The sequence below is a fragment of the Streptomyces piniterrae genome (genome assembly GCF_005048155.1).
Taxonomy (GTDB): domain Bacteria; phylum Actinomycetota; class Actinomycetes; order Streptomycetales; family Streptomycetaceae; genus Streptomyces; species Streptomyces piniterrae.
This window is the reverse complement of sequence record NZ_SUMB01000003.1, coordinates 585,479-607,319: the sequence shown is the minus strand read 5'-3', so window position 1 is coordinate 607,319 and position 21,841 is coordinate 585,479. Positions and strand designations below refer to the sequence as shown.

The following is a 21,841-nucleotide window of genomic DNA, read 5'->3' as shown; positions in this document are numbered from 1 at the left end:
CCCGTAACCACGCCTGGAGAATCGATTCTTCAGACGCAGGAACCATTTGACCGTCCCAGTAGTCTAGATAATTGCCCGCAATTGATGCCTTTGGTCATTTCGTCAGGTATTTCAAGCCATTGGTACCTTCTGGGCCATGATGTCCGAGGAGCCCCGAATCGGGGCCGAGGCGCCCCCGTTGGGGAGCCTGTCATCAGTCGAGAGAGAGCAAGCGAACTCCCCATGGCGTCCAGCACTTCGTCCGGTACGTACGACATCGGCATCGACCTCGGCACCGCCAACACCCTCGTCTATGCGCGCGGCAAAGGTGTGGTGCTCAACGAGCCGTCCGTTGTCGCCGTCAACGCGTCCGGCGAGGTCATCGCCGCTGGGGCCGAGGCCAAACGGACGATCGGCCGCACGCCGTCAGGGATCACCGCGATGCGCCCGCTACGGGAGGGCGTCATCGCCGACTTCGAAGCCGCCGAACAGATGCTGCGCGCCCTGATGAAGAAGGCGCTGCCCGGCAGCCGCCGCTTCGCCAGGCCGCGGGTCGTCATCTGCGTCCCCTCCGGGATCACCGGCGTCGAGCAGCGCGCGGTCATCGACTCCGCGCGGGCCGCCGGCGCCCGTGAGGTGCATCTCATCGAGGAGCCGATGGCCGCGGCGATCGGCGCCGGTCTCCCGGTGGACGAACCGGTCGGCTGCATGGTGGTGGACATCGGCGGCGGCACCACCGAGGTCGCCGTCATCTCCATGGGCGGCATCGTCACGGCCCAGTCCGTACGGGTCGCGGGCGACGCCATGGACGCCGCGATCGCCACCTACGTCAAGAAGAAGCATTCGATGGCCATCGGGGAGCGCACCGCCGAAGAGATCAAGATCGCCATCGGCTCGGCGGCCTGGACGACGATCGATCTGACCGGACCCGTGGCCGGGGGCGCGTACGCGGAAGCGGACGGCACCGGGGCAGCGGCCGAAGCCGAGGGCGGCTACGGGGGCGAGTACGGGGCCGAGAACGGCGAACCCGATGATCCGGGCGACCTCGCCGAACGCGACCGGCTCGGCGAACCGGGTGAACGTGCTGGGCTCGGGGGACTCGGCGAACTCGAGGAACTCGGTCGACTCGGCGGCCGCCGCAGGTCCTTCACCGTCCGCGGCCGGGACCATGTCACCGGCCTGCCCCGTATCCAGGAGATCGACGAGGAGGAGATCCGCAACGCGCTGGCCGAACCGGTCGAGGCCATCGTCCGCGCCGTGCACCGCACCCTCGACGAATGCCCGCCGGAGCTCTCGGGCGACATCATCGAGCGCGGCATCGCCCTCACCGGCGGTGGCGCCCTGCTGCGCGGCCTGGACGAGCGCCTGCGGCAGGACATGGGCGTGCCGGTCGTGGTCGCCGACAACCCCCTGGACTGCGTGGTCAACGGCACCGCCAGGTGCGTCGACGAGTTCGCCGCACTGCACGGTCTGCTGACCGGCGCCAAGGAACAGCCCCGGAGGGCGGTGCGATGGTGACGGCGCCCTTGTGACCCGGCGTGGGCGGCTCGTACTCCCCCGCCCGCTCGGCACCGCCTGCCCTCCCCCCTCCCGCCCCGCAAACCCCTCCCGTCACATCTCTTCGCTTTTGCGGGATTGTGATGAAGGGCCAGTGGGCACACGCACCGGAGCGATAGCGTCAGCGGCACCCTCACCGCATCCGTAAATTACACTATCGATAGTTCTGCTATCACTACGGATGTAGGTTCCTCATGCCTGAAGTGACGCTGTTCCTCCGGGAGTACGCCCGGACACGCCAGGACGTCGGAGCGATCGCTCCGAGCAGCCGGAGGCTCGGCAGGGCCCTTACCCGTTATGTGATTCCCAGCCCGGGCAACTCCCGGGCAGTACTCGAAGTGGGGCCCGGAACCGGAGCCGTGACCAGGCACATCGCCGGTTCGCTCGGCCGGCTGGACACTCTTGATCTGATCGAGGCCAACCCACGCTTCGCCGACCTGCTCAAAGGCACGTACGGCGGCGATCCAAGGCTCCGTTTCCGCACCGGCCTCGTCCAGGAGCACGAACTCGGCACCTACGACACGATCGTCTGCGGCCTGCCCTTCGCGAACTTCGGCGCCTCCACGACGGCCGACATCTTCGGCAGGCTGCTCGGCGCACTGCGGCCGGGCGGCACACTGTCCTTCTTCGGCTACGTGGGCGGCGCGACGCTACGCCGCACGTTCGCCGGGGGAGAGGCACGCGTACACACCCTCGCCGGGCAGGACGTACTGCGTCGCATACTCGACCGCCACGCGTTCCGTACGGAGACGGTGCTGGGCAACCTGCCCCCGGCCCGCGTCCATCATCTCGTCCCCGCCAGCGACGCCGGCCACAACGACTCCGTTTCGACGCGTCAAGCCGAGTGAGGCTGCTCCTGCATCTTTCGGGAGGCATCCTCCTGAGCGATACGGCGTAGCGCACCCATCGCGGCATCGCCCAGTACGGTCCCGAGCACCGCGCCTTCGATCTTGCCGTCGGTGCTCGGGACGTGTCCGATGACGGCGAGTTCGGCAGCGGCCAACTCCCCGGCCGCCGCCGCATACGGGTCGAGCAGACCGAGCAACTCCCCCTGGCCGAGGTCCCGGTATGCCGCGACGATCTGAACCAGCGTCCGCCACCCCGGGTTCTCCGGCTTGGCGACCCAGCCCTGACGCCGCACCAACTCCGCGACCTCCGCCTCGGCATCCGCCCACTTCCCGTCGGCGCCGGGCTCCGCGACCGCCCGGCTGACCGCGGTCTGCGCCGTACCGAGCATCCCGTGGACCGTACGGCCCGGGGAATCGATCTCGGCGAGCACCTCACCTGCCGCAGCGATCGACAGCCCGCCCACCTCGATCAGCGCGCGGATCAACTTGAGCCGCCGCACGTGCGATTCCGCGTACTGGACCTGGTTGGGACCGGTGCGCTCACCCACGGGCAACAAGCCTTCCCGGGTGTAGTACTTGATAGTCGGAACCGAGACCCCGGTCCGCCGCGCCAGTTCTCCAATACGCATCCCTCGAGGATAACGGCCGGGCAGATGCCTCCCGATCTCGGCTCTTCAGGCCACGCACCCCCAACAATTCCCCAAAACCCATTCCCCTCCCCTCCCCTCCCCTCCACTTCACTCCCCTCACGCGCGCGATTCCGGCCACCGGGAAAACCCGATTGCGATCCGCCACCCCGGCCGCCCACTTTCAGCCCGACATCCCCAGCATCCGAGCACCCGGACCCCGGGGCCCGGAAAAGAAATGAGCCCCCAACACACCCGCGAGAACAGCCCCCGCGCCGCCGACAGCCCCGCCCCTCCCTGCCGAGCTCCCCGCCGCCACAGGCCCGTACGGCCAGCGGCCCACAGCGCACCGGCCACCACCCACCCGCCACCGCCCATTGACAACCAACAAACCCCACCCCGACCTCTGCACATCCCCCCACCCAACGCTCCGGCCGATCATCAGCTAAATCCCCGAGGCGCCCCAGCAATCCGACCGCAATCCCAAGAATCAGCACGACACGCCCCGAAGAATCGGCTCAACGCACCAAACCCAGCAGAAAAGGCCCCCGTCCCCGAAGTCTTCTCCCCTCCACCCATCCGAAGCCAGGACGAGAAACTCCAAAGGCGCATTCCCACGGTGGGAGCGGAAACGACGACGGCCCTCCCGCAGGGAGGGCCGTCGGATGCAGTGTGAGCGCCCCCGGCAGGACTCGAACCTGCGGCCAAGTGCTTAGAAGAGACGTGGCTATTTCTGCGTGCCCTAGCCTCTGACCTGCGACTTAGCGAGACTGAGGGTGGATCGAGTCGAATGCTTCACCGCGTAATCACCGGAGGCTTTCCTTCCGCGCCTACCGTAGGGCGAGAGTTGCGACTGAGAGGGGCGGGAACGGGGCTCAAACAGTGGCCACTTCCGATTGAAGGTTCTGGCGTCAGTGGCGACCCCGCTCTGTAAGTTCGTTCAGGCGTCCGGCACGGAGAGCCCACGGAGAGCCCGCGGCGCCGCCCTCCACCGCCTGGAGCCGTTGAAGTTCGTCGTCGTTGATGGCAGGCACACGGTTCGATCAACGCCGGGACGGGGGCTCGGTGGTCATCGTCACGTAGCGGGGGCCAGTGGGGTCGCCGACTTCCATGAGGGCAAATAGATCCACATCGTGCCGTACGAACCGATGAACGTACTGCCAGCACGGGTCGTCGCGGTGGCTGTACTTTGCCATTCACTGCATGCCCGCCGAGGTGAATAGCTAGCATGAGTTGATGAACTCCGCTCCGGCAGCATCAGATTTGTTCGGAATCCCTGTGGTCGTACTCACCCTACTCGTAGCAGGGTGTGGGCTGTTGGCATCGATCACCACTCTTAGTTGGCAGATTGCCAAACACATGCTCGACGGAGGACGTGCGCGAGTCTACCTAAACGCAGCAATCTGGGAGCCGGGCGTAAAGCTGCTGGTCAATCGGACCGGCAAATGGGAAACGCACACCAGAGATTTTGAACACGCATCTCCGGAGAATATCGAGGTCGCTCAGCTCGTTGTAGAAAACCCAGGCCGCACACCAATAACAGTCTATAATCCCGCCTTGATTATTTCGGGAAGCGGAAGACGGAATCATGCAATTTCCCCGCGCATGTTCAAGGCTTCATTATTCGGCCACGAGACTCCGGCAACGGAGACCCTGGTAAGGATCGATCCTTACGACCGCGTGACCTTCTTGCTTGACTATTGGAGCGTCCTCCCAGCTCTACTGGAAGGTGCAAGGAAGTCGAAGATCAGACTTCGCGGAGGAGTTTGCGTTGCAGGCAGGAAGCGCCCCCGAAAGTCGAGTCGCTATCTCGCGTGGATTATCCCACGAGGAAGCTGGACTGCCAACAAAGGTGTAACCGAGATATCGCCATACACCGTCATGTGGCGCGAGCTCTACAGGGCGACTGTATCCGGACGAGAATACGACGAACTGAACACCTATCAGTTGGGCGTCGTTCTACGTGAAGCCTTCCAGGAATTTGACAGCTGTCCCGCTAGGGAGGATTTCGAAGCCGCCCTGGAGCGGGCAGAGGAACGACATGAAATTGACTGCGGGGCACTAACGGTAGCCACTTTGGTAATGTATGAATCCCTGAAGAGAGATTCGAATCACCTCTCAAAATGGCCTCGTAGCCCCAAACGCGAGAGTGGTCAATATCAGTCTGTGATCAAAGAAGGAAATTAGGAAATTGTGAGCGATGAGCCGGATACATACCGTCTAAGACGGGTCGGTGAATGGAGCGCCCATGACGGGCTAAGCCAGATCGCGGTAGCGGCTGCTCCCCCTTTAGCCACGGATCAGGGCTCCGGACCGCTCGTGCTCCTGTGTCCGTGACGGTGGCGGTACGGCATCCTGCCCCATTCTGGTCTGCGTGCCCAGAGCGCTCGCCGTACCCTTCCCCCCCCCGCACCCCGCACACAACAGCGGCGGTTCCCAAGGCGGGAGCATACAAGCAACTAGCCGACGCCTGAGCTTGGGAATCACCGGCCTATGGCGCCGCTCCACGCTTTGCTGGAACCCTCGACACTCCCGTACGACTGTCTGGCCTGCGTCGGCCGGCAGCTGTAGACCCGCGGCACCAGCGCGTGGTGGAGGGGGCCAGCCGATCGAGCCGGGCCAGTGGGCTGGCATCCCCTGCCACAAAGAGCAAATCAATAGGCCGGCTGGATTTCCGTTTCGATGGAATGGCCATATTCCCCCACGAGACGCCCCATTCGGCGTAGCATGCGTCACGGCATCATGGTGATTAGAAGGGATCGAAAGCATGACGATTGGCAGCCCGGCACGGAAGGTTCTCTGGGCCCGTTCGGGTAACCTTTGTGCATTTCTGGAATGCAATCAACTGCTTACCTATAACCTGCATGACGAAGAATCGAGGACGCTTGAAGAATCCGGGATCCCGCTCGGAGAGGAAGCGCACATCATTTCCGGAAGTCCCGATGGGCCGCGATATGATCCCAATTACCCGAATGGAAAGGTTGACGACTATGAGAATCTGATCCTCCTGTGTCCGACGCACCACCGAATCATTGACAAGAAAGGCGGCGCAGGATTCTCATCAGAAACCCTTAGAGAGATGAAGAGGACTCATGAGGTGGCGCAGGCTGCAAAGAAATCGCCTTCTGACTTGAGGCGAGAGGAAATCGAGCTCAGAACTCTCGCAATGGTCGAAAATTGGGTCGACCGTGCAGCCTTGTCTCGATGGGGAAATCTAACGTATCGGCTAAATCAACCTGTAGTTTCCCTGAAGGAGTCTTGGGTGAACGCCCTTTATGAACAGGGGGAGTGGCTCATGATGAGAAACTGGCCCGACTTCTTCCCTGGCCTTAAGTCTGCGTTTGCTAACTACCAATGCGTACTGAGAGATTTGGTCAACCATATTCGATCATCCATGGAGTACCGTCATAATTCCGAAGATCGACTAGAGTTTCCCCGTCCGTGGCAGCGAGGATGGTTGCCGCAAGAAAAGTACGACAAGGCTCGCAAGGAGTTTGAGTTCAGCCAGGACATGCTTTATGAGCTGTCTTGGGAGCTGACCAAAGCGGCAAATTACGTGTGCGATCTTGTCCGTACCGAACTTGATCCCCTGTTTCGATTCGAGGAAGGAGCCTTGCCGTACCGCATTGGCGACGGGCTCATCGTAGATAATCTCTCGCGTGAAGAATATTCATATGAGGAACGGAATCGGCAACAACCATACGAGGGTCTTAGCGTCGTGAAAGAAAGGGTGCGAGCACAAGGAGGGGCATCGAGGTAGGCCGGTCTTCGAGGGACATCGGAGGTCGGTGGAGCGGGTTTTTCCGGTGGCTTGCCCGGTTTGGGGTCGAGCATGATCAGGGGGCCGTACGCCGGCCAGCAACTCGGGCAGGCTGTGCGCCTCTGCCCGGAATTTGAACGAGCGGCCCCTTGACCTTGCTCGACGCGGGACCCGAGCCGCGGAGGTGGCCAAAGCCGTGGAGCCCCCTGCCCTAGCCACAGAGGGCCACCCCCCTTCTGCTCGTTTCAAGGCCCGCGGCGTGCGCGGGCCTTGATGAGGTAGAGAAAGCTGTAACAGGCATCCTTGGCTTGCAGGAGAGGGAAGGTTTCACCGGACGGCTAGGCTCTATGCCCGCAGGTCATCGCTACTGTCGGCTCTCTGTCCGTGCTCCAGGTAGGCCACCCGTCCTTCGGTACGTGCCGCCGCTGCTGCCGCGATTCGCCGGGCGAGCCGCGGGATCGTGATGCCTGCGACTGCGTCCAGTGGGTGGAATTCGTAACCTGCGATCTCCGCAGCCTGTAGATGGATCCGTTCCCGGATCTCTGCTGGTAGGACTCCGCCGTCAAAGAGATAGAGCACCTTGTCGCCCTCAGAGGGACTGGGCGCCCAGTCCACAGCGAGCAGCCGGCCGATCTCCGGCGAGATGCCCAGCTCCTCGCGTACCTCCCGGATGCACGCCTGAAGCGGAGACTCGCCGACTTCGATGTAGCCCCCTGGAATCTCCCGGTAGTCCTTGTACGTCGGCTCAAGCATCATGACGCGGCCCTGATCGTCGAAGAACAGCGCGCCCGAGGCCATCCTCGGGCGCGCCATTTTCGCCTCGTGCTCGTTGTCGCTCATGCGAACGAGCCTAACCAGCTCACACCACGCGGAGCCTGTCGGCCAGGTCGGCAATCGGGCGGCTCGGTCGGCCGCGGGTTCCACGGATCCAGCCGAGCACGAGTTCCCGGCTCATGTAGTGGTGCCTGACCTGCTCAGGCGAGATCCGCTCGGCTTCGAGCACCATGGCGAGCGCTTCATCCGTGCGGTTCCACGAGCTCAGGGCGCGGGCCACTTCCAAGCTGTGGCGGACGCGGCGCTCGGCCGGAAGTCCGCTTGTGTCGACCTGCGGTCCAAGTTCGACTGCGACCTGGACATCACCCAGTTCTCCGGCCGTCGCCACGCGATGGATGGCGACGTTGGTGGGGCCGAAGGCGGTCCACATGTGGTTTGCGTCGCCACCGAGTCGATCTGCCAATGTTTGCGCCTCGCGGAGGAACGCCTGGGTCGTGGCACGGTCTTCGGATCGCGCTGCCGCCATCGACCCCGTGAGGAAGAGCGTCCCGTAGACGGACATGAGCGCGGGGCTGGCCGCGGCGAGCCCCCGCTCCAGGACGCCAGCGGCATCGTTCACGAGGGACACTGCGGTCTCGTACCGGCCTGTCGACAACAGGCAGTGGGTCACGGACCGGAACAGGGAACCCATGATGACGTCGCTTCCGCACTGCTGGGCTGCGGCGAGTCCGCGGTCGGCTGCGATCCAGGCGAGTTCGTTCTCGCCCAGTTTGCCGAGGACCATGGCGGCCCCCTGGTACGTCAGTGCCAGCAGGCCGTGTGCTTCCTCCCGTTCCCTGCCGGCGTAGGTGCGGGCGGCGAGTAGGGCATCGGAGAGTACGAGCGGCAGCTGTCGAGCCGCGAGCCCGAAGCGTGAGCCCTGGTATGCGTCCCAGATTTCTCCAACGTCGGACCGGAGTGCCGTCAAGGTGGGCGGTGCCCCCTCGGTCGCGGGGCTCATCAGCGGAGTCAGGAGGCGATAGTCCATCAGCGCTTCACGGAGTGCAGGGACTGTGCGGCGGCCGCTGTCTGCGGACCACTCCAGGAGCGTCGGCTCGCCGATCAGGTCTCCGATGGAGATATCCAAGGCGTGGGCGAGCGCTCGGATTACGGACAGGCGGTCAAGCTCAATGCGGCCGTTCTCGGCTTTGCCGAGCCAGTCTGCGGTGCGGCCGACCAGGCCGGCCAGTACCTCCTGAGAGAGTCCACGGCGGTGCCGGTACCAAGCCACGCGCTCGCCGGTCGTTAGGTGCTGCGTCATTCCTCGCATGGCTTCAGCTTCACCTCGGTTCGCGAAGGGACCCCGGAAGGATTTTCCGGGGTGGCACGGGGAGCGCGCCATAGCGTCGTAGACGTCCAGAGCAAGACGCCCTGAAACGACAACAAGGTGGTGCAGGAATGTCTTTGGCCATCAGTCGGAGCGGCGCCCCATGGGGCCTGTCAATCCAGTCCCTTCGACTCCTCCAACTTCGCGACCCGCTCCGCGAGGTCGGCGAGCTGGGCTGTGACTCGCACCAGCTCGGTGTGAACGTCACGGAGACTGGCGGCGGTCTGCTGTGCGGTGGGCTCGCCCTGCACAGGGTCGATCACGTACGTACCGCTCCCCGGGCGCCCCTCGACAAGCCCCTCTTCGGCGAGCTGCCCGTACGCGCTCTGCACGGTCATGAGCGCTACGCCGAGCTTCTTCGCATACCCCTTGGCTCCGGGCAGTCGGGCCCCAGGGCCGTACGTCCCGTCAGCGATGTCGCCACGGATCTGGGCGGCGATCTCCCGGGCGTTCGGCGTCTTGAGGGGCTTCGGGTCCATCAGTAGAGCGTACTCGACCTAGGTCATTTGAGGTTTTCGAGCAGGATCCCTTGACGCCCCTAAGTGACCTAGGTAGCTTCATCTCGTCGCAGCAACCTAGGTTACCTAGGTAGGGGTGGCTCCTCCTTCTGAGCTGCGAAGCAACGCGAATCCGCGGCTCTGGCGCCCGGAGAGCCCGTGAAACGGGTTCGAAGGCAGCGCCCGTTCCTTGAGAACTGCATAGGTGGGCCCCGCCTCCCCGAGTTGAAAAGGCGGCCGCGCGGCTACGAACCGCGCCTGTACCTCGCAACCCCGTGTTGCCCAGACGCTCCTGGCTGTTCGTCGCCGGGGGCGGTGGGGAGCACCGGGCTCCAAGGCCAGAACACACAGCAGGGCACGCCCTCCGCCTGGCAGCTGTCGGGCGCGCCCTGTGATCCCAGAAAGGATCGAAGGTGAGCCTATTCCGCTCCCGCAGCGACGCCCAGACCAGTGAGGTCGAGCAGCTGCAAGCCCAGGCCCGTGAGGACTACCGCAGCCACAACAGCCCGGAGAAGCGGGCCGCGGCCCGTGAGCAGGCCGGGCAGGCCCGGTCGCACGGCAACGCCGCTGCTGGCGCCTGGCGCGGACACAAGTAATCCCCGCGTCCGTAAGGCCCGCTGATTCATCCGCCGTACGACGTGGTTCCGGTGCTGTGCCGGCCGCCACCTCGTACGGCGTTTTCACCGCCCAATCGTCGTAGGCCGGGTTCGACTCCCGGCCGGGGCGCTGCACCACTACGCCCCAACCACCTGAAGAGGACTTCCATGGACCGCTTGAAGAGGGCTGCCGCCGTCAACCGCAAGGCCGCCGATGCGGAGCGCGAGCGGGGCAACGACAAGGTCGCGGACCGGTATGAGGCCCGTGCCGACGAGCTGGAGTCCGGGCGGGTAACCGACCGCACGGATGACGTTATCGCCCTCGTCCGCGCCTTCCGCCGCCGTTGATCGGCTAGCCCCTGCACCACCGCCCCGGCATCCAGCCGAGAGGGCGCGGGATCGAATCCCGCCCGGGGCACTTGGCCGCCGGCCGATACAGCCAACTCCCGCATCTACCGAGGAAAGTCGTCATGCTCGCTGCCACATTCGCCGCCGTGTTCATCCCCCTTCTCGTCGCTCACAGTGTGGGTGACCACTGGGTTCAGACCTCCCACCAGTCCGCCACCAAGGGCAAGCCCGGTTGGACCGGCTGTCTGGCCGACGCACGTCACGTCGCCACCCTGACGGCCACCAAACTCGCCTTACTCCTGCCCGTCGCCGCCCTGCTCCACCTGAGCCTCTCGGTCCTCGGGCTGGTGCTCGGCATGGGCCTGGATGCGGTCACGCACTGGTGGGCGGACCGCCGCAGCACGCTGGCGTGGCTGGCCAAGGTCACCGGCAAGACCGAGTTCTACAACCTCGGCACTGCCGCCCACCCTGCACACCCGGTCACCGCCAAGGGCACGCCGGCAGCTCACCTTGGGACCGGCGCGTATGCGCTTGACCAGTCCTTCCACCACCTGTGGCTGCTGGTCGCCGCGCTCCTCATCGCCACCGTCTGACGGCCCCCTGTGCTGCTCGGTCCGTCGGCGGAGCGGTGCGGAGGGCCGGACAGCCGGCTCATCCCGAAAGGAACTGATCATGAACAAGCGGATCAACAAGGCCGAAGCCAAGAAAGAGTTCGACGCCGCCCGGCAGAACCACTTGAAGAACCTCGGGCAGACCGAGGCGGTCAAGCGCCTGAACCGGGCCGAGGACGTATATCGCGCCGCGCTGCGCGGAGACAACGACGTACGCGACAGCCGCCCCGGCGGCGGCTGGCTGCAGTAGAGGAGCCAGCAGGTTGGTGCAGTCAACTGACCAGTCCTTCCATCACTTGTGGCTGCTCATCGCGGCCGTCTTGATCGCCACCGTCTGACCTCTGCCCGCAGATCTTTCTTCCTGCCGGGGTGGCCGCCTCTCGCCAAAGACCGAGGCCACCCCGGTGTCCCTTCGACTCAGGAGTGACCCATGCGTATGTACATCGGCAATCAACAGATCGTGAACGGCGCCGAGTTCAAAGAGCTGGCCTTCGGCTTCGACGAGTTCCCGCTCGGCATCGACCGCGACCTGTTCCTTGGCCCGCTTAGTCAGGAGGAGGCGGAGGAGCAGGAGACCCGGCTGGACGTGGCCCGCGAGGTTCTGCGGGATCTGCGGGAGCAGGGCGAGAGCGGCGACGAAGTCGCGGCGTGGGACGCCCTCTACGCCGACGCCCTTGCCGCCGCCGCGCCGCTCTCCCGCCCGGCTAAGGCCAAGCCCCGCACGGCCAAGAGCCGCAACGTTCTTAAGGCGGTGGCCTGATGAGCGAGCTGTTGACGCTCGCCGCAGCGTCCGGGCCGCTGGCGGCCGGATGGTCCCTCCATGCGCTGCGCATGCGGCGCCGCATCGAGTCGGCCCGCCGCGACCCGCTGACGGGTCTGTGGACGCGTGACGCGTTCGATGCCAAGGCCCGTCGGCGGCTGGCCCGCAGCGCGGCGGCCGTTGTCGTCATCGACCTGGACGGTTTCAAGGCTCTCAATGACACCTATGGCCATGCGGCCGGGGATGCGGCGCTGGCTCACACCGGCCGTGTTCTGGCCGACCGCGTCCGTCTTTGGGGTCTGGCCGCTCGGCTGGGTGGGGACGAATTCGCCCTGATCCTGCCCGCCACCGCCCACGACGTGCGGACGCACATGGGCAAGCTGCACACCCGGCTGGTGCAGCCCTTCGACTACGAGGGGACCGCGCTGGACGTTGGCTCCTCCATCGGGGCGGTGGTCACGGAGCCGGGGGCTGATCTGTCGGCGGCGCTGCGGCGGGCGGATGAGGCCATGTACGCCGCCAAGCGGACAGGGGGCGGCTGGTTCGTTGCCGTCGGTCTGCCGCCCGCCCTGCCGACGGTCAACGGCCGTCGCGCCGGCCGCCCCGGCACGGGTCACGCCGCTGTAGAAGGGGGCGCGTCGTGAGCGTGAGTGCCTACCGTCAGGAGCGGAGAGCCGACCAGGCAGCTGAGGCTGAGCAGCGCCGGTTGGATGCGGCGGCTGGTGAGGAGCGGCGGGCGGAACGTCAGCGCGCTGCGGATGAACGGGCCGCCCGGCTGCGTGACCAGGCCCGAGCCGAAAAGCGAGCGGACCGCGCCGACCGTCAGGCCCGTCGGCGGGAGCGTGCCGAGCGCCGGGCACAGGCTCTGACGCCGGAGCTGATCTACCGGAATGGGACGCTCGCTCTTGTGGTGGCGTCCGGGCTGGCGTCCCTGCCCGCGCAGATCGCGCACTTCGTGGGCATCTCTGTGATGCTGCTGCCCGTCCCGCTGGGCCTGGAGGGCGCGGCGTGGGTGATGTCGGCTGGTGTCGCCTACGCCGATGCCCGCTGTGCTCCTGGCTGGGTGCGCTGGCTGCTGCGGTTCTTGGTGGCTGCCTGTGCCGCGTTCGCCGCGTACATCAACTACGGCTACGGGCTCTCCCTTGCCGACGGCCCGCATGGGTTGTCGGCCGACAGCGCCATGGCGGCTGGCGCTGGACTCGCAGCGGTCACCGTTCTGGGGCCGGTCGTGTTCGAGATCCGCCAGTGGGTGTCGACCCTCGCCGCTCGCGATGAGGAAGCCAGGCAGCGGCGCCGCCACGCGGCCCGGCGCCGTCGGCACCACAAGGACGTGCTCCGCGTTGCACGGCGGCTCGTGTCCGCTGCTCCCTACGGGACGCTGTCCGCAGATGACGCGTGGACGCGGGCATGGGAGGTCGTGCACGGGCCGACCGAGCCTGGCATGACGCCGTGTCTGGAACAGCACGCGGCAGCCGCCGCAACCCGTCTCATCGAGGCGCGGACGCCAGACGCGGACGCCGTCGGCCGGCGCATCCGCGCAGGTCTCGCGCACCCGCAATTCGTGCTTCCCGACACCGGCAACATCGTGCCGCTGCGGCGTGAAAAGCCGCAGGTCGCGAACCAAATGCCCCCTGCGGAAACCAAGCCCGCCAAAGCGCCCCGAAAGCGGTCTGCGCCGCCGCGCCGTCGCAAGGGCGACACCCCCAAGTACCACTCCGCCGCGCGTGCCGTCGCAGCACAGACAGCACGCCGTACTCCGGCTGTCACCCAGCCGGTGTGACGGCACTGCACCTGTCGAGCGACGAGCAGCGTGACGCCTGAACCCACCGACCATCAGCCTCTGCCACCACCCCGCGGGGCCCGGACGCCTGCCGGCCAAAGCGCCGTCCGGGCCCCTTCCACCTCCCGTTTCCGGAAGGAAGCAGCAGTGAATCACGATGACGAAAGCGAACTGTTCAACCGGCCCGAAGCCGAGATGACCGCCCCCGGCGCGGACGTGGTTGACCTGAGCAAGGCTCGCTCCGCCCGCAAGCAGCTGGCCGACGAGGAGCCCAACACGCCTGCCGACGAGTCGGGCGACCCGTCGGCCCGGGTGATGGTGGACGGCCCCGATGTGAAGGGGCCCGGCTACCTCGGTCGGCTGATGGGCGCTAAGCGCCGGGCGATCGTCCCGGAGTGGCTGAAGACCACGGCGGAGCTGAAGACCGCCGCCACCTGGGCGGCTGGTCACTACGGCCACATGGCCGGGTACCACGCGCTGCGCGCCCCCGTGTATGCCGGGCGGCTGGCTCTGCAATCGCCGCGCGGGGCAGCGAAGTTCCTGGGCGGGACGATGCGCTGGGTCTCCGATGCGGAAGGCGACCCGGTGCGACGGGCGATGGTGGCCAAGGAGGACGCTGCCACCTACCTCAAGCTCTCCCGTCAGCGTGACGGACGCGTCCGGCTGCGGACCCTGGTCGTCATCCTCGCCTCGTTCATCGGCCTCGGCGCCGCCCTCGCCTTCTACGTGCTGGCCCCGGCCTGGCTCATGACGGTGTCCATCAGCACGCTCGTTCTGGCGCTGGGCTGGGCGGGAGAGTCAGCCGATGCCCCGGTCATCAGCCGCGCGGTGGAGCTGCCCAAGGCACAGAAGCTCACCTCGGACATTGTCCTTCGGGCGCTGGGTGCGCTGGGTATCCCGGCTATCAACCAGGCGCAGTCCAAGGGACGCGAGGGATTCACCTTCACCGCCCCCATCACCCGGGACGGCCCCGGCTGGCGCGCCGAAGGAGACCTTCCCTACGGCGTGACGGTCACCGACGTCATCGAGCGACGCGACAAGCTGGCCTCCGGACTCCGGCGCCCGCTGGGCTGCGTATGGCCCGAGGCAGTGCCCGAGGAGCACACCGGCCGTCTGGTGCTGTGGGTCGGCGACCAGGACATGTCCAAGGCCAAGAAGCCCGCCTGGCCGCTGGCCAAGTCCGGCACAGTGGACCTCTTCAAGCCGGTGCCGTTCGGCACTGATCAGCGCGGACGCTGGGTCAGCGTCACGCTGATGTACATCGCGGGCATCATCGGCGCTATCCCCCGCATGGGCAAGACCTTCCTTCTGCGCCTGTTGCTGCTCATCGCGGCCCTGGACCCCCGCGCTGAGCTGCACACCTACGACATGAAGGGCACCGGCGACCTTGACCCGGTCGGCGACCGCGTCTCCCACCGGCACGCTGCCGGCGACGATGACGAGGCCATCGAGTACGCCATCCGCGACTTCCGCGACCTACGCCAGGAGCTGCGGCGCCGCACCAAGATGATCCGCTCCCTGCCGCGCGACATCTGCCCCGAATCCAAGGTGACTTCGGAGCTGGCTAGCAAGAAGGAACTCGGCCTGCACCCCATCGTGATCGGCGTCGACGAGTGCCAGGTCATGTTCGAACACCCCAAATACAAGGACGAGTTCGAGGAGATCTGCACCGACCTGGTCAAGCGCGGACCGGCCACCGGCATCGTGCTGCTGCTGGCCACCCAGCGCCCGGACGCCAAGGCCCTGCCCACCGGCATCTCCGCGAACGCCTCGGCACGCTGGTGCCTGAAGGTCATGGGCCAGCTGGAGAACGACATGGTCCTGGGAACCTCCGCCTACAAGCGCGGAGTCCGCGCCACGATGTTCTCCTGGGCCGACAAGGGCATTCACTACTTCGTCGGTGAAGGCTCCGACGCCCGGATCGTCGGCTCCGTCTACGTCGATGGCGTCGGCGCTGACGCCATCGCGCTGCGGGCCCGCACGGCCCGGGAGGATGCCGGCACGCTCTCCGGCCATGCGCTGGGGGAGGAGCCGGAGGCGGACGCCTCGGCAGCGTATGACCTGCTGCGGGACCTGCTCGGCGTGGTGCCCGTCGAAGAGGCCAAGGTCTGGAACGAAACCGTCGTTGCCCGCCTGGCAGAGCTGCGGCCCGACGTCTACGGCGAGTGGGCCGCCGAGCAGCTCACCGCGGCCCTCAAGCCCTACGGCATCGCCACCGTTCAGATCGGCCGCCGGATCAAGGACAAGGTCGTCAACCGGCGCGGCATCGAACGCGCCCACATCGTCGCCGCAGTAGCGGAGCGTGACGGAAAGCGCGACGCCGGATGAGCCTCCGGGGCCGCTATCGCTAGCAGTAACCCTCGCTAACGTTAGCGGCCCCGCTAGCGCCCCACACCACATCTGATCAGGCCGCTAGCGGATAGCGACCCACCTGCGGAAACCCTCAAAAACCGCCCCGGAGGCCGCTCATGACCCCCACTTTCCTCGCTATCACCTTGCCGCTCATAGTCACACTCTGTTACGTAGCTCTGTGTGCCGTCAGCCCCTTCGGCAACTGCCGCAAGTGCAAGGGCTTCGGCTACGCCCTCAAGACCGACCGGCGCGGACGGCTCCGGCCCGGCAAGACCTGCCGCCGCTGCCACGGCGACCGCAAGCGCATCCGGGTGGGCCGCCACCTGTTCAACGTCGCCGCCCGCATCCACCGCGACGGCACCCGTTGATGGGCCGCCTGCGCGCCGCGCTCGTCTGCGTCCTGCTCGGCCTGGCCGTCTCCGCCTGCCCGACCCACCACACCACCCCGGCGCCCGCGCCTACCCCCTCGAAAGGAGCCCCGACATGGCCGTGACCATCTCCCTCGTCGGCACCTTCGGACTCGTCCTGTTCTTCCTGCTCCGCTCCAAGACCCTCGGCTACGGCTCCGCCTTCGTCGCCATCATGTTCGGCTTCTTCCTCGCCTCCACCGGCGCCTCCGGCCCCATCAACCAGCTCACCCACGCCGCCATCGACGCCATCGGCAAGCTGTAGGAGGCCGGCCGTGAACGAATCCCTCACCGCCCGCCGCTGGCTCGCACAGGCCGCTCCGAAAACGGCCCCGGCGGTCGCCACGTCCACCGTGCTCATCCTCGGCAGGATCTGGAACGCCAACGGCGCCGAACACTCCATCGGCAACGCGGCCTTGATGGTCGTCCTCGCCACCGGAGCAGCAACGGCCGGTGCCTTCGCATCGGCTGGCCGGGCCGGGGACAACGTCATTGCCGGCACGGCGTTCGCCACCTCCGGCGCCCTGGCCCTGGCCGGGGTCGCCGGATACGCCGACGGCCTCTCGCTGCCGCTGCTGCTGTGGGCCCTGGCCACCGCCGTTGCCTACACGCTCAACGCCCGCACGTCGCGCACCGACCGTCGCGAAGCCGTAGCCCACGAGCGGCAGATCGGCGAGCGGCGCGAGGAGCACGCCCACATCGAACGCGTCGAAGCCCTGCGGGCCGGAGCACAGATCGAGGTCGCCCGCGAAGGAGCCCAGTACGCCCAGGCCCTTGCCGCAGCTCTCACCGCCCGCGCCGCGCTGCCCGGCTTCGACCCTGCCCAACTCGCCAAGGCCGGGCTGCCCGAACTCCCCGCCATCGAGATCACCCAAGAGGACTGACCCCATGTTCGAGATCCGCGTCATCTGCGACTCCTCCGAAGCTGACCGCATCGCGACCACGCTCGCCGCAATGTTTACCACCGGCATGGAACGCCGCTACCCATCCCGCAATGACGCGGGCAAGGTGCGGCTGTACGTCGCGGCTGACCATCAGCCTCTGCCTGAGCCGTGCCCGACGCCGGACGAGGCGTACGCCACCGCGCCGAGCATCATCAGCGAGATCGGGTGGACGGCCGATCAGGCGGCAACGCGGCCGTTCGGCACCACGCTCGGGCGGGAGTTCTGGCTGCGCAAGGCAGCCCTGCTGGACCGCATCGCCGTAGCTGACGAAACCGAGGGATGGACCTCCGACGCCACCAAGCTGGCGACCGAAGGCGCCCGCCGCCTACTCCAGTTCGACCGCGATGGGGACGGCCGCTACGGCGGGGCACCGCACTGGCCCGAGCACCCCCAGGCCGAGGCCGACCCACGCGCCTACGTCCGCCAGGAATACGCCCACTGGGCCAAGCACCAGTAGATACGCCCGGGGCGGTCGCCTCTCGCCAAAGACCGCGACCGCCCCGGTTCTCCGTCCCTTCGACAGAAACAGGAGAACACCCAGCATGACACCCGAGCCCGCGCACGCACACCACGCCACCGTGCTGCCGATGCGCGACCGCACCGGCGACGACTTCACCCGCATCCCGCCCAACGATGTGGACGCCGAACAGGCCGTCGTCGGCGCCCTCATGCTCGCCCCCGACGTGATCGCCGAGGTCGGCGCGGTCATGGACCCCGCCGATCACTACCGCCCGGCCCACGAGACCATCCACCGCGCCACCCTCCACCTGCATAGCCAGGGCCAGCGTGCCGACCCGATCACGCTTGGGCACCATCTCGAACAGGTCGGTGACCTCCACCGCATCGGCGGACGGGCCTACCTGCACACGCTGATCGAGGCAGTCCCCACGGCCGCCAACGCCGTGTACTACGCCGAGATCGTTCACGACCTGGCCCGGCGCCGCCGCAGCATCGAAGCAGGCACCCGCATCGTCCAGGCCGGCATGTCACCGGACGTCACCCCCGAGGACCTACGCGAAGCCCTGGCACTGGGCGCGGAGAGCCTGCCCGGAGTGTGGGCGGAACCGATCCCGCTCAACCACCAGCCCAAGCTCCCCACCTTTCCCACCCACACCCTGCCCACCTGGCTGCGGGAATTCGTGGATGCCGTGGCCGAGGAGACCCAGACCCCGCCCGACCTAGCCGGAGCGCTTGCCCTGGCCGTTCTCGCCACCGCCGCTGGCGGCCGGGTCATCGTCCAGCTCCGGGGGCGCTGGCGCGAACCCACCAACCTGTTCGTCGTCGTCGCCCTGCCGCCCGGCAACCGCAAGTCGGCCGTCTTCACCGCCATGACCGCACCGCTGCGGGCCGCCGAGAAGCTGCTCGTCTCCCAAGCCGCAGGGAGCATCGCCGAGGCCGAGGTGACCGCCAAGATGGCCCACGAAGCGGCCGACAAGGCCGCCGCCCAGGCAGCCAAGGCCGAAGGCATGGAGCGCGATGGGCTGACCGCAGAGGCCATCGCCCTCGCCCAGGCCGCAGACAGCCTCGAAGTACCCGTCTCACCACGCCTGTTGGCCGACGACTCCACCCCCGAGACCGTCACCACCCTGATGAGCGAGCAGGGCGGTCGCCTGTCGGTGATGTCCGCCGAGGGTGGCATCTTCGACATCATCGCCGGCCGCTACTCGGGCACCCCCAACATGGAGGTCTTCCTCAAAGGCCACGCCGGAGACTGGCTGCGCGTCGACCGCCGCACCCGCGCCGAGAACATCGAGGCACCGGCCCTGACCATGGGCCTGGCCGTCCAGCCCGACGTACTGGAAGACATCGGCAAGAACCGCGGCTTCGACGGCCGTGGCCTGCTCGCCCGCTTCCTGTACGCGCTGCCCGAATCCCTCGTCGGCTACCGCAAGGCCAACCCCGACCCCGTCCCCGAGCACGTCGCCGAACGCTACGAGCGCACCATCACCGCGCTCACGCTCTCCCTGGCGGACTGGACCGACCCCGCCGTACTCCGGCTCACCCCCGAAGCGGACCAGGCGCTAAGCGTCTACGACCAGCGCATCGAACCCCAGCTCCGGGCCCGGGGCGGGCGCCTGGGCCACATCACCAAATGGGCCAGCAAGCTCGTCGGCGCCACCGCCCGTATCGCCGGACTCCTGCACCTGGCCGAGCACCTCGAAGACGGCTACACCCGGCCCATCACCGGCGACACGATGGCTGCCGCCATCGAAGTGGGCGACTACTTCGCCCAGCACGCGCTGACCGTCTTCGACCTGATGGGCGCCGACGCCACCCTGGCCCGCGCCCGCAGTCTCCTGGCCGTCCTGGAGGACAACGGTTGGGAGAGCGTCAGCCGCCGCGACCTGTTCGCCAAGCTCTCCCGATCCGAATTCCCCACCGTCGCCGACCTGGAGCCGGTCGCCGCGCTCCTGGAAGAGCACGGCTACCTCCGCAGCGAGACCCCGCCCCGCACCGGCAAGCGCGGACGCCCCCCGGCCCCCCGCTACCTCATCCACCCCCAGGTGAGGGAGCCCAAGGCATGAGCCCACGAACACGATCCCGCGCACGAGCCCTTACGCAGAAACCGCAGAATCCGCAGAAACCAATGGGCGCCGCCACTGACCAGCTGCAACGCCCAACCGGCGATGCAGCCGCAGAAATCCCAGGAATCGCCGCAGAAATCAGCCCGCCCGCGCCGGCGCGCCAGAGGCCGATCCCAGTCGGCGCCCCTGCCGCTTATTTCTGCGGAGATTCGCGCGATTTTTGCGGCAACTACCCCCACACCCCCATCGCTGCAGGTCACACCGTGCGTCCGCAGGTTTCTGCGGATTCTGCGGTTTCTGCGGCGGCAGTCCTTGACGACGAGAGGCATGAGGCATGACGACTCCGCTCAGAAGTCGCGGGCTGCTCACGATCCGTGAGGTGTGCGCAGAACTGATGATCTCGCGATCTACCTTCTACGACTGGCGCGCGAAGGGGCGCGCCCCGCGTTGCATCAAGCTGCCCAACGGCGACCTCCGGATTCGGCGCAGCGATTACGAACGCTGGCTGGATGCTCGGGAGGATGCTGCCTGATGGACGGCGCGACGTACAACGTCAAGATTTGGAAGATCTCCGTCTACAGGGGCAAGCGCAAGATCACCCACACCGTTCGGTGGGAGCTGGACGGTAACGAGTGGCGCGCACCGTTCGCCACGCATCCACTCGCGGATGCCTTCCGCTCCGAGCTGGTCGGCGCAACGCGCCGTGGCGAGGCCTTCAGCCTGACCACGGGGCGCCCCGTCTCGCATCAGTCCGGAGCGAGCACAGTGAACTGGTACGACTTCGCCGTCCAGTTCGCGGACGCTCAATGGCACCGGACCGGCGGGAACAACCGCAAGAACACTTCCAAAGCGCTTATGGCGACGACCATTGCCCTGCTGCGCACACCGCCAACCGCGTTCCGGCCGGTCGATGTGCGCACGGCGTTGAGGGAGTTCGCGTTCAACACGCGGCGCCGGGAAGACGCTCCACCCGAGGTGGCCACCATTCTGAAGTGGGTGGAGCGCAACACGCTGACCATGGCCGCGTGGGAGGACCCCGCGAAGGCCGACGAGGTACTTCGGGCCGTCGGCTCGAAGTTGGACGGCACGCGCGCCGCGGCAAACTCCGTCAAGCGCAACCGGCGGATCCTGAACGTGGCCATGGAGTACGCCGTAAAGCAGCGGATCCTGCGAGCGAATCCCCTGCCGAAGGGGAGAGGGGCGGTGCCCAAGACGTCATCCGCAGTCGACAAGAGGTCTCTCCTCAACCCGGAGCAGGCGGCGGGCCTGCTCGGCTGGGTGCGGAACCGTCCCCGAGGCGGCAAGCGGCTGCACGCGTTCTTCGCCACGATGTACTACGCCGGGCCGCGCCCTGAAGAAGCGGTGGCGATGGACGCAGCGGACGTTCGTCTGCCCGCGGAGGATGCCGAAGACCAGTGGTGCGAGCTGCTGTTTCACACGGCTCAGCCGGAAGTCGGGAGGAACTGGACCGATGACGGTGAGATCCACGAAGAGCGCGGGCTGAAGGGACGGGCCAGCGATGACACCCGCATCGTCCCTGGGCATCCGTCGCTGACGCGGATCCTCCGCGAGCACATCAAGGCGGAGAACCTGAAGCCGGGGGACCTGCTGTTCCAGGGCGAGAAGGGCGGCATGCTCGCTGGCTCCGTGATCCGCCGTGCGCACCGGGCGGGCCGCAAGGAGGTCCTGACCCCGCACGAGTTCGACTCCCCGCTCGGCAGGCGTGTCTACGACTGGCGGAACACCCGGCTGACCATGTGGCTCAACTACGGCATCCCACCTGCGCAGGTGGCTGAATGGGCGGGCAACAGCGTGCCAGTCCTCTTGGCCACCTACGCCCGATGTGTCTCAGGGCAGCTCCCGGACCTCAAGCGGCGGATGGAAGCAGGGGAAGACTGCCCCTAGCTTCCTGAGACCGTCTGACGGGGCCCGGAGAACTTCTCCGCGTATTCACCGCAGCCACCCGCAGAAACCCGGTGACAGCCGGACAGCGCCGGCCCCTCCCCGCGATCAACTGGGGAGGGGCCGGCGCTTTTCTGCGTGCGGCTCACCTGCCCTGACCAGCAAAAAGACCCTCCCAAGGGGAGGGTCGTGGAGAGCGCCCCCGGCAG

General features: G+C 67.0%; 23 protein-coding genes. 19 read left to right on the top strand and 4 right to left on the bottom strand.

Annotation, left to right across the window (positions count from 1 at the left end):
- Nucleotides 1-222: 222 nt before the first annotated feature.
- Both mreB and FCH28_RS11405 read left to right on the top strand, forming a co-directional pair.
- Complete coding sequence (gene mreB, locus FCH28_RS11410) at nt 223-1,497, top strand: rod shape-determining protein (protein WP_136739691.1); 1,275 nt, start codon at nt 223-225, stop codon at nt 1,495-1,497.
- Between the two features lie 233 nt (nt 1,498-1,730).
- A complete protein-coding gene (locus FCH28_RS11405) occupies nt 1,731-2,384 on the top strand; it encodes a class I SAM-dependent methyltransferase (protein ID WP_281289686.1) in 654 nt (217 codons plus the stop codon).
- On the opposite strand, the gene FCH28_RS11400 is transcribed toward FCH28_RS11405, so the two are convergent.
- Nucleotides 2,372-3,013: a MerR family transcriptional regulator gene (locus FCH28_RS11400; RefSeq protein ID WP_136739690.1), complete on the bottom strand. Its 642-nt coding sequence runs from the start codon at nt 3,011-3,013 to the stop codon at nt 2,372-2,374. The two genes, FCH28_RS11405 and FCH28_RS11400, sit on opposite strands and share 13 nt — an antisense overlap.
- Nucleotides 3,014-4,327: 1,314 nt before the next feature.
- Between FCH28_RS11400 and FCH28_RS11395 the strand changes: the two genes are divergently transcribed.
- Together FCH28_RS11395 and FCH28_RS11390 are read left to right on the top strand one after the other, a co-directional pair.
- A complete protein-coding gene (locus FCH28_RS11395) occupies nt 4,328-5,197 on the top strand; it encodes a hypothetical protein (RefSeq protein ID WP_136739689.1) in 870 nt (289 codons plus the stop codon).
- Between the two features lie 580 nt (nt 5,198-5,777).
- Nucleotides 5,778-6,770, top strand: coding sequence for an HNH endonuclease signature motif containing protein (locus FCH28_RS11390; protein ID WP_136739688.1), 993 nt, complete (start codon nt 5,778-5,780; stop codon nt 6,768-6,770).
- 345 nt (nt 6,771-7,115) lie between these two features.
- Here the strand turns inward: FCH28_RS11390 and FCH28_RS11385 are convergent, their stop codons facing one another.
- The 3 genes from FCH28_RS11385 to FCH28_RS11375 form a co-directional block, all read right to left on the bottom strand.
- Nucleotides 7,116-7,610: an NUDIX domain-containing protein gene (locus FCH28_RS11385; RefSeq protein ID WP_136739687.1), complete on the bottom strand. Its 495-nt coding sequence runs from the start codon at nt 7,608-7,610 to the stop codon at nt 7,116-7,118.
- A gap of 19 nt (nt 7,611-7,629) precedes the next feature.
- The gene (locus FCH28_RS11380; protein WP_246102653.1) at nt 7,630-8,853 is read right to left on the bottom strand and encodes a helix-turn-helix domain-containing protein; all 1,224 of its coding nucleotides are present in this window, start codon (nt 8,851-8,853) and stop codon (nt 7,630-7,632) included.
- Nucleotides 8,854-9,023: 170 nt separating this feature from the next.
- The gene (locus tag FCH28_RS11375) at nt 9,024-9,389 is read right to left on the bottom strand and encodes a GntR family transcriptional regulator (RefSeq protein ID WP_136739686.1); all 366 of its coding nucleotides are present in this window, start codon (nt 9,387-9,389) and stop codon (nt 9,024-9,026) included.
- A gap of 431 nt (nt 9,390-9,820) precedes the next feature.
- Here FCH28_RS11375 and FCH28_RS11370 point away from each other — a divergent pair, with 431 nt between their 5' ends.
- From FCH28_RS11370 to FCH28_RS11300, 15 genes are all read left to right on the top strand, one after another.
- Nucleotides 9,821-10,003 carry a hypothetical protein gene (locus tag FCH28_RS11370; protein ID WP_136739685.1) on the top strand — a complete coding sequence of 61 codons (183 nt, stop codon included), beginning with the start codon at nt 9,821-9,823 and terminating at the stop codon, nt 10,001-10,003.
- 168 nt (nt 10,004-10,171) lie between these two features.
- A complete protein-coding gene (locus tag FCH28_RS11365) occupies nt 10,172-10,351 on the top strand; it encodes a hypothetical protein (RefSeq protein WP_136739684.1) in 180 nt (59 codons plus the stop codon).
- 122 nt (nt 10,352-10,473) lie between these two features.
- The gene (locus tag FCH28_RS11360) at nt 10,474-10,944 is read left to right on the top strand and encodes a DUF3307 domain-containing protein (RefSeq protein ID WP_136739683.1); all 471 of its coding nucleotides are present in this window, start codon (nt 10,474-10,476) and stop codon (nt 10,942-10,944) included.
- Nucleotides 10,945-11,023: 79 nt separating this feature from the next.
- Nucleotides 11,024-11,212: a hypothetical protein gene (locus FCH28_RS11355; RefSeq protein WP_136739682.1), complete on the top strand. Its 189-nt coding sequence runs from the start codon at nt 11,024-11,026 to the stop codon at nt 11,210-11,212.
- Nucleotides 11,213-11,392: 180 nt separating this feature from the next.
- The gene (locus FCH28_RS11350) at nt 11,393-11,722 is read left to right on the top strand and encodes a hypothetical protein (RefSeq protein WP_187363809.1); all 330 of its coding nucleotides are present in this window, start codon (nt 11,393-11,395) and stop codon (nt 11,720-11,722) included.
- Nucleotides 11,722-12,366, top strand: coding sequence for a GGDEF domain-containing protein (locus FCH28_RS11345; RefSeq protein ID WP_187363808.1), 645 nt, complete (start codon nt 11,722-11,724; stop codon nt 12,364-12,366). Before FCH28_RS11350 ends, FCH28_RS11345 begins: the two co-directional genes overlap by 1 nt.
- The gene (locus FCH28_RS11340; protein WP_246102651.1) at nt 12,363-13,502 is read left to right on the top strand and encodes a F0F1 ATP synthase subunit B family protein; all 1,140 of its coding nucleotides are present in this window, start codon (nt 12,363-12,365) and stop codon (nt 13,500-13,502) included. The genes FCH28_RS11345 and FCH28_RS11340 overlap by 4 nt, the downstream gene beginning before the upstream one ends.
- A gap of 147 nt (nt 13,503-13,649) precedes the next feature.
- Nucleotides 13,650-15,830, top strand: coding sequence for a cell division protein FtsK (locus FCH28_RS11335; RefSeq protein WP_136739681.1), 2,181 nt, complete (start codon nt 13,650-13,652; stop codon nt 15,828-15,830).
- Between the two features lie 140 nt (nt 15,831-15,970).
- The gene (locus FCH28_RS11330) at nt 15,971-16,222 is read left to right on the top strand and encodes a hypothetical protein (RefSeq protein WP_136739680.1); all 252 of its coding nucleotides are present in this window, start codon (nt 15,971-15,973) and stop codon (nt 16,220-16,222) included.
- Between the two features lie 115 nt (nt 16,223-16,337).
- A complete protein-coding gene (locus tag FCH28_RS11325; protein WP_136739679.1) occupies nt 16,338-16,526 on the top strand; it encodes a hypothetical protein in 189 nt (62 codons plus the stop codon).
- Nucleotides 16,527-16,536: 10 nt separating this feature from the next.
- Nucleotides 16,537-17,145, top strand: coding sequence for a hypothetical protein (locus FCH28_RS11320; RefSeq protein WP_136739678.1), 609 nt, complete (start codon nt 16,537-16,539; stop codon nt 17,143-17,145).
- Between the two features lie 4 nt (nt 17,146-17,149).
- Nucleotides 17,150-17,662 carry a hypothetical protein gene (locus FCH28_RS11315; RefSeq protein ID WP_136739677.1) on the top strand — a complete coding sequence of 171 codons (513 nt, stop codon included), beginning with the start codon at nt 17,150-17,152 and terminating at the stop codon, nt 17,660-17,662.
- 85 nt (nt 17,663-17,747) lie between these two features.
- Nucleotides 17,748-19,730: a DUF3987 domain-containing protein gene (locus tag FCH28_RS11310; protein ID WP_342781603.1), complete on the top strand. Its 1,983-nt coding sequence runs from the start codon at nt 17,748-17,750 to the stop codon at nt 19,728-19,730.
- A gap of 334 nt (nt 19,731-20,064) precedes the next feature.
- Nucleotides 20,065-20,262 carry a helix-turn-helix transcriptional regulator gene (locus tag FCH28_RS11305; protein WP_136739676.1) on the top strand — a complete coding sequence of 66 codons (198 nt, stop codon included), beginning with the start codon at nt 20,065-20,067 and terminating at the stop codon, nt 20,260-20,262.
- Nucleotides 20,262-21,635 (top strand): tyrosine-type recombinase/integrase, encoded by a 1,374-nt coding sequence (locus FCH28_RS11300; RefSeq protein ID WP_136739675.1) that lies wholly within the window; start codon nt 20,262-20,264, stop codon nt 21,633-21,635. The genes FCH28_RS11305 and FCH28_RS11300 overlap by 1 nt, the downstream gene beginning before the upstream one ends.
- The last annotated feature ends 206 nt before the right edge of the window (nt 21,636-21,841 follow it).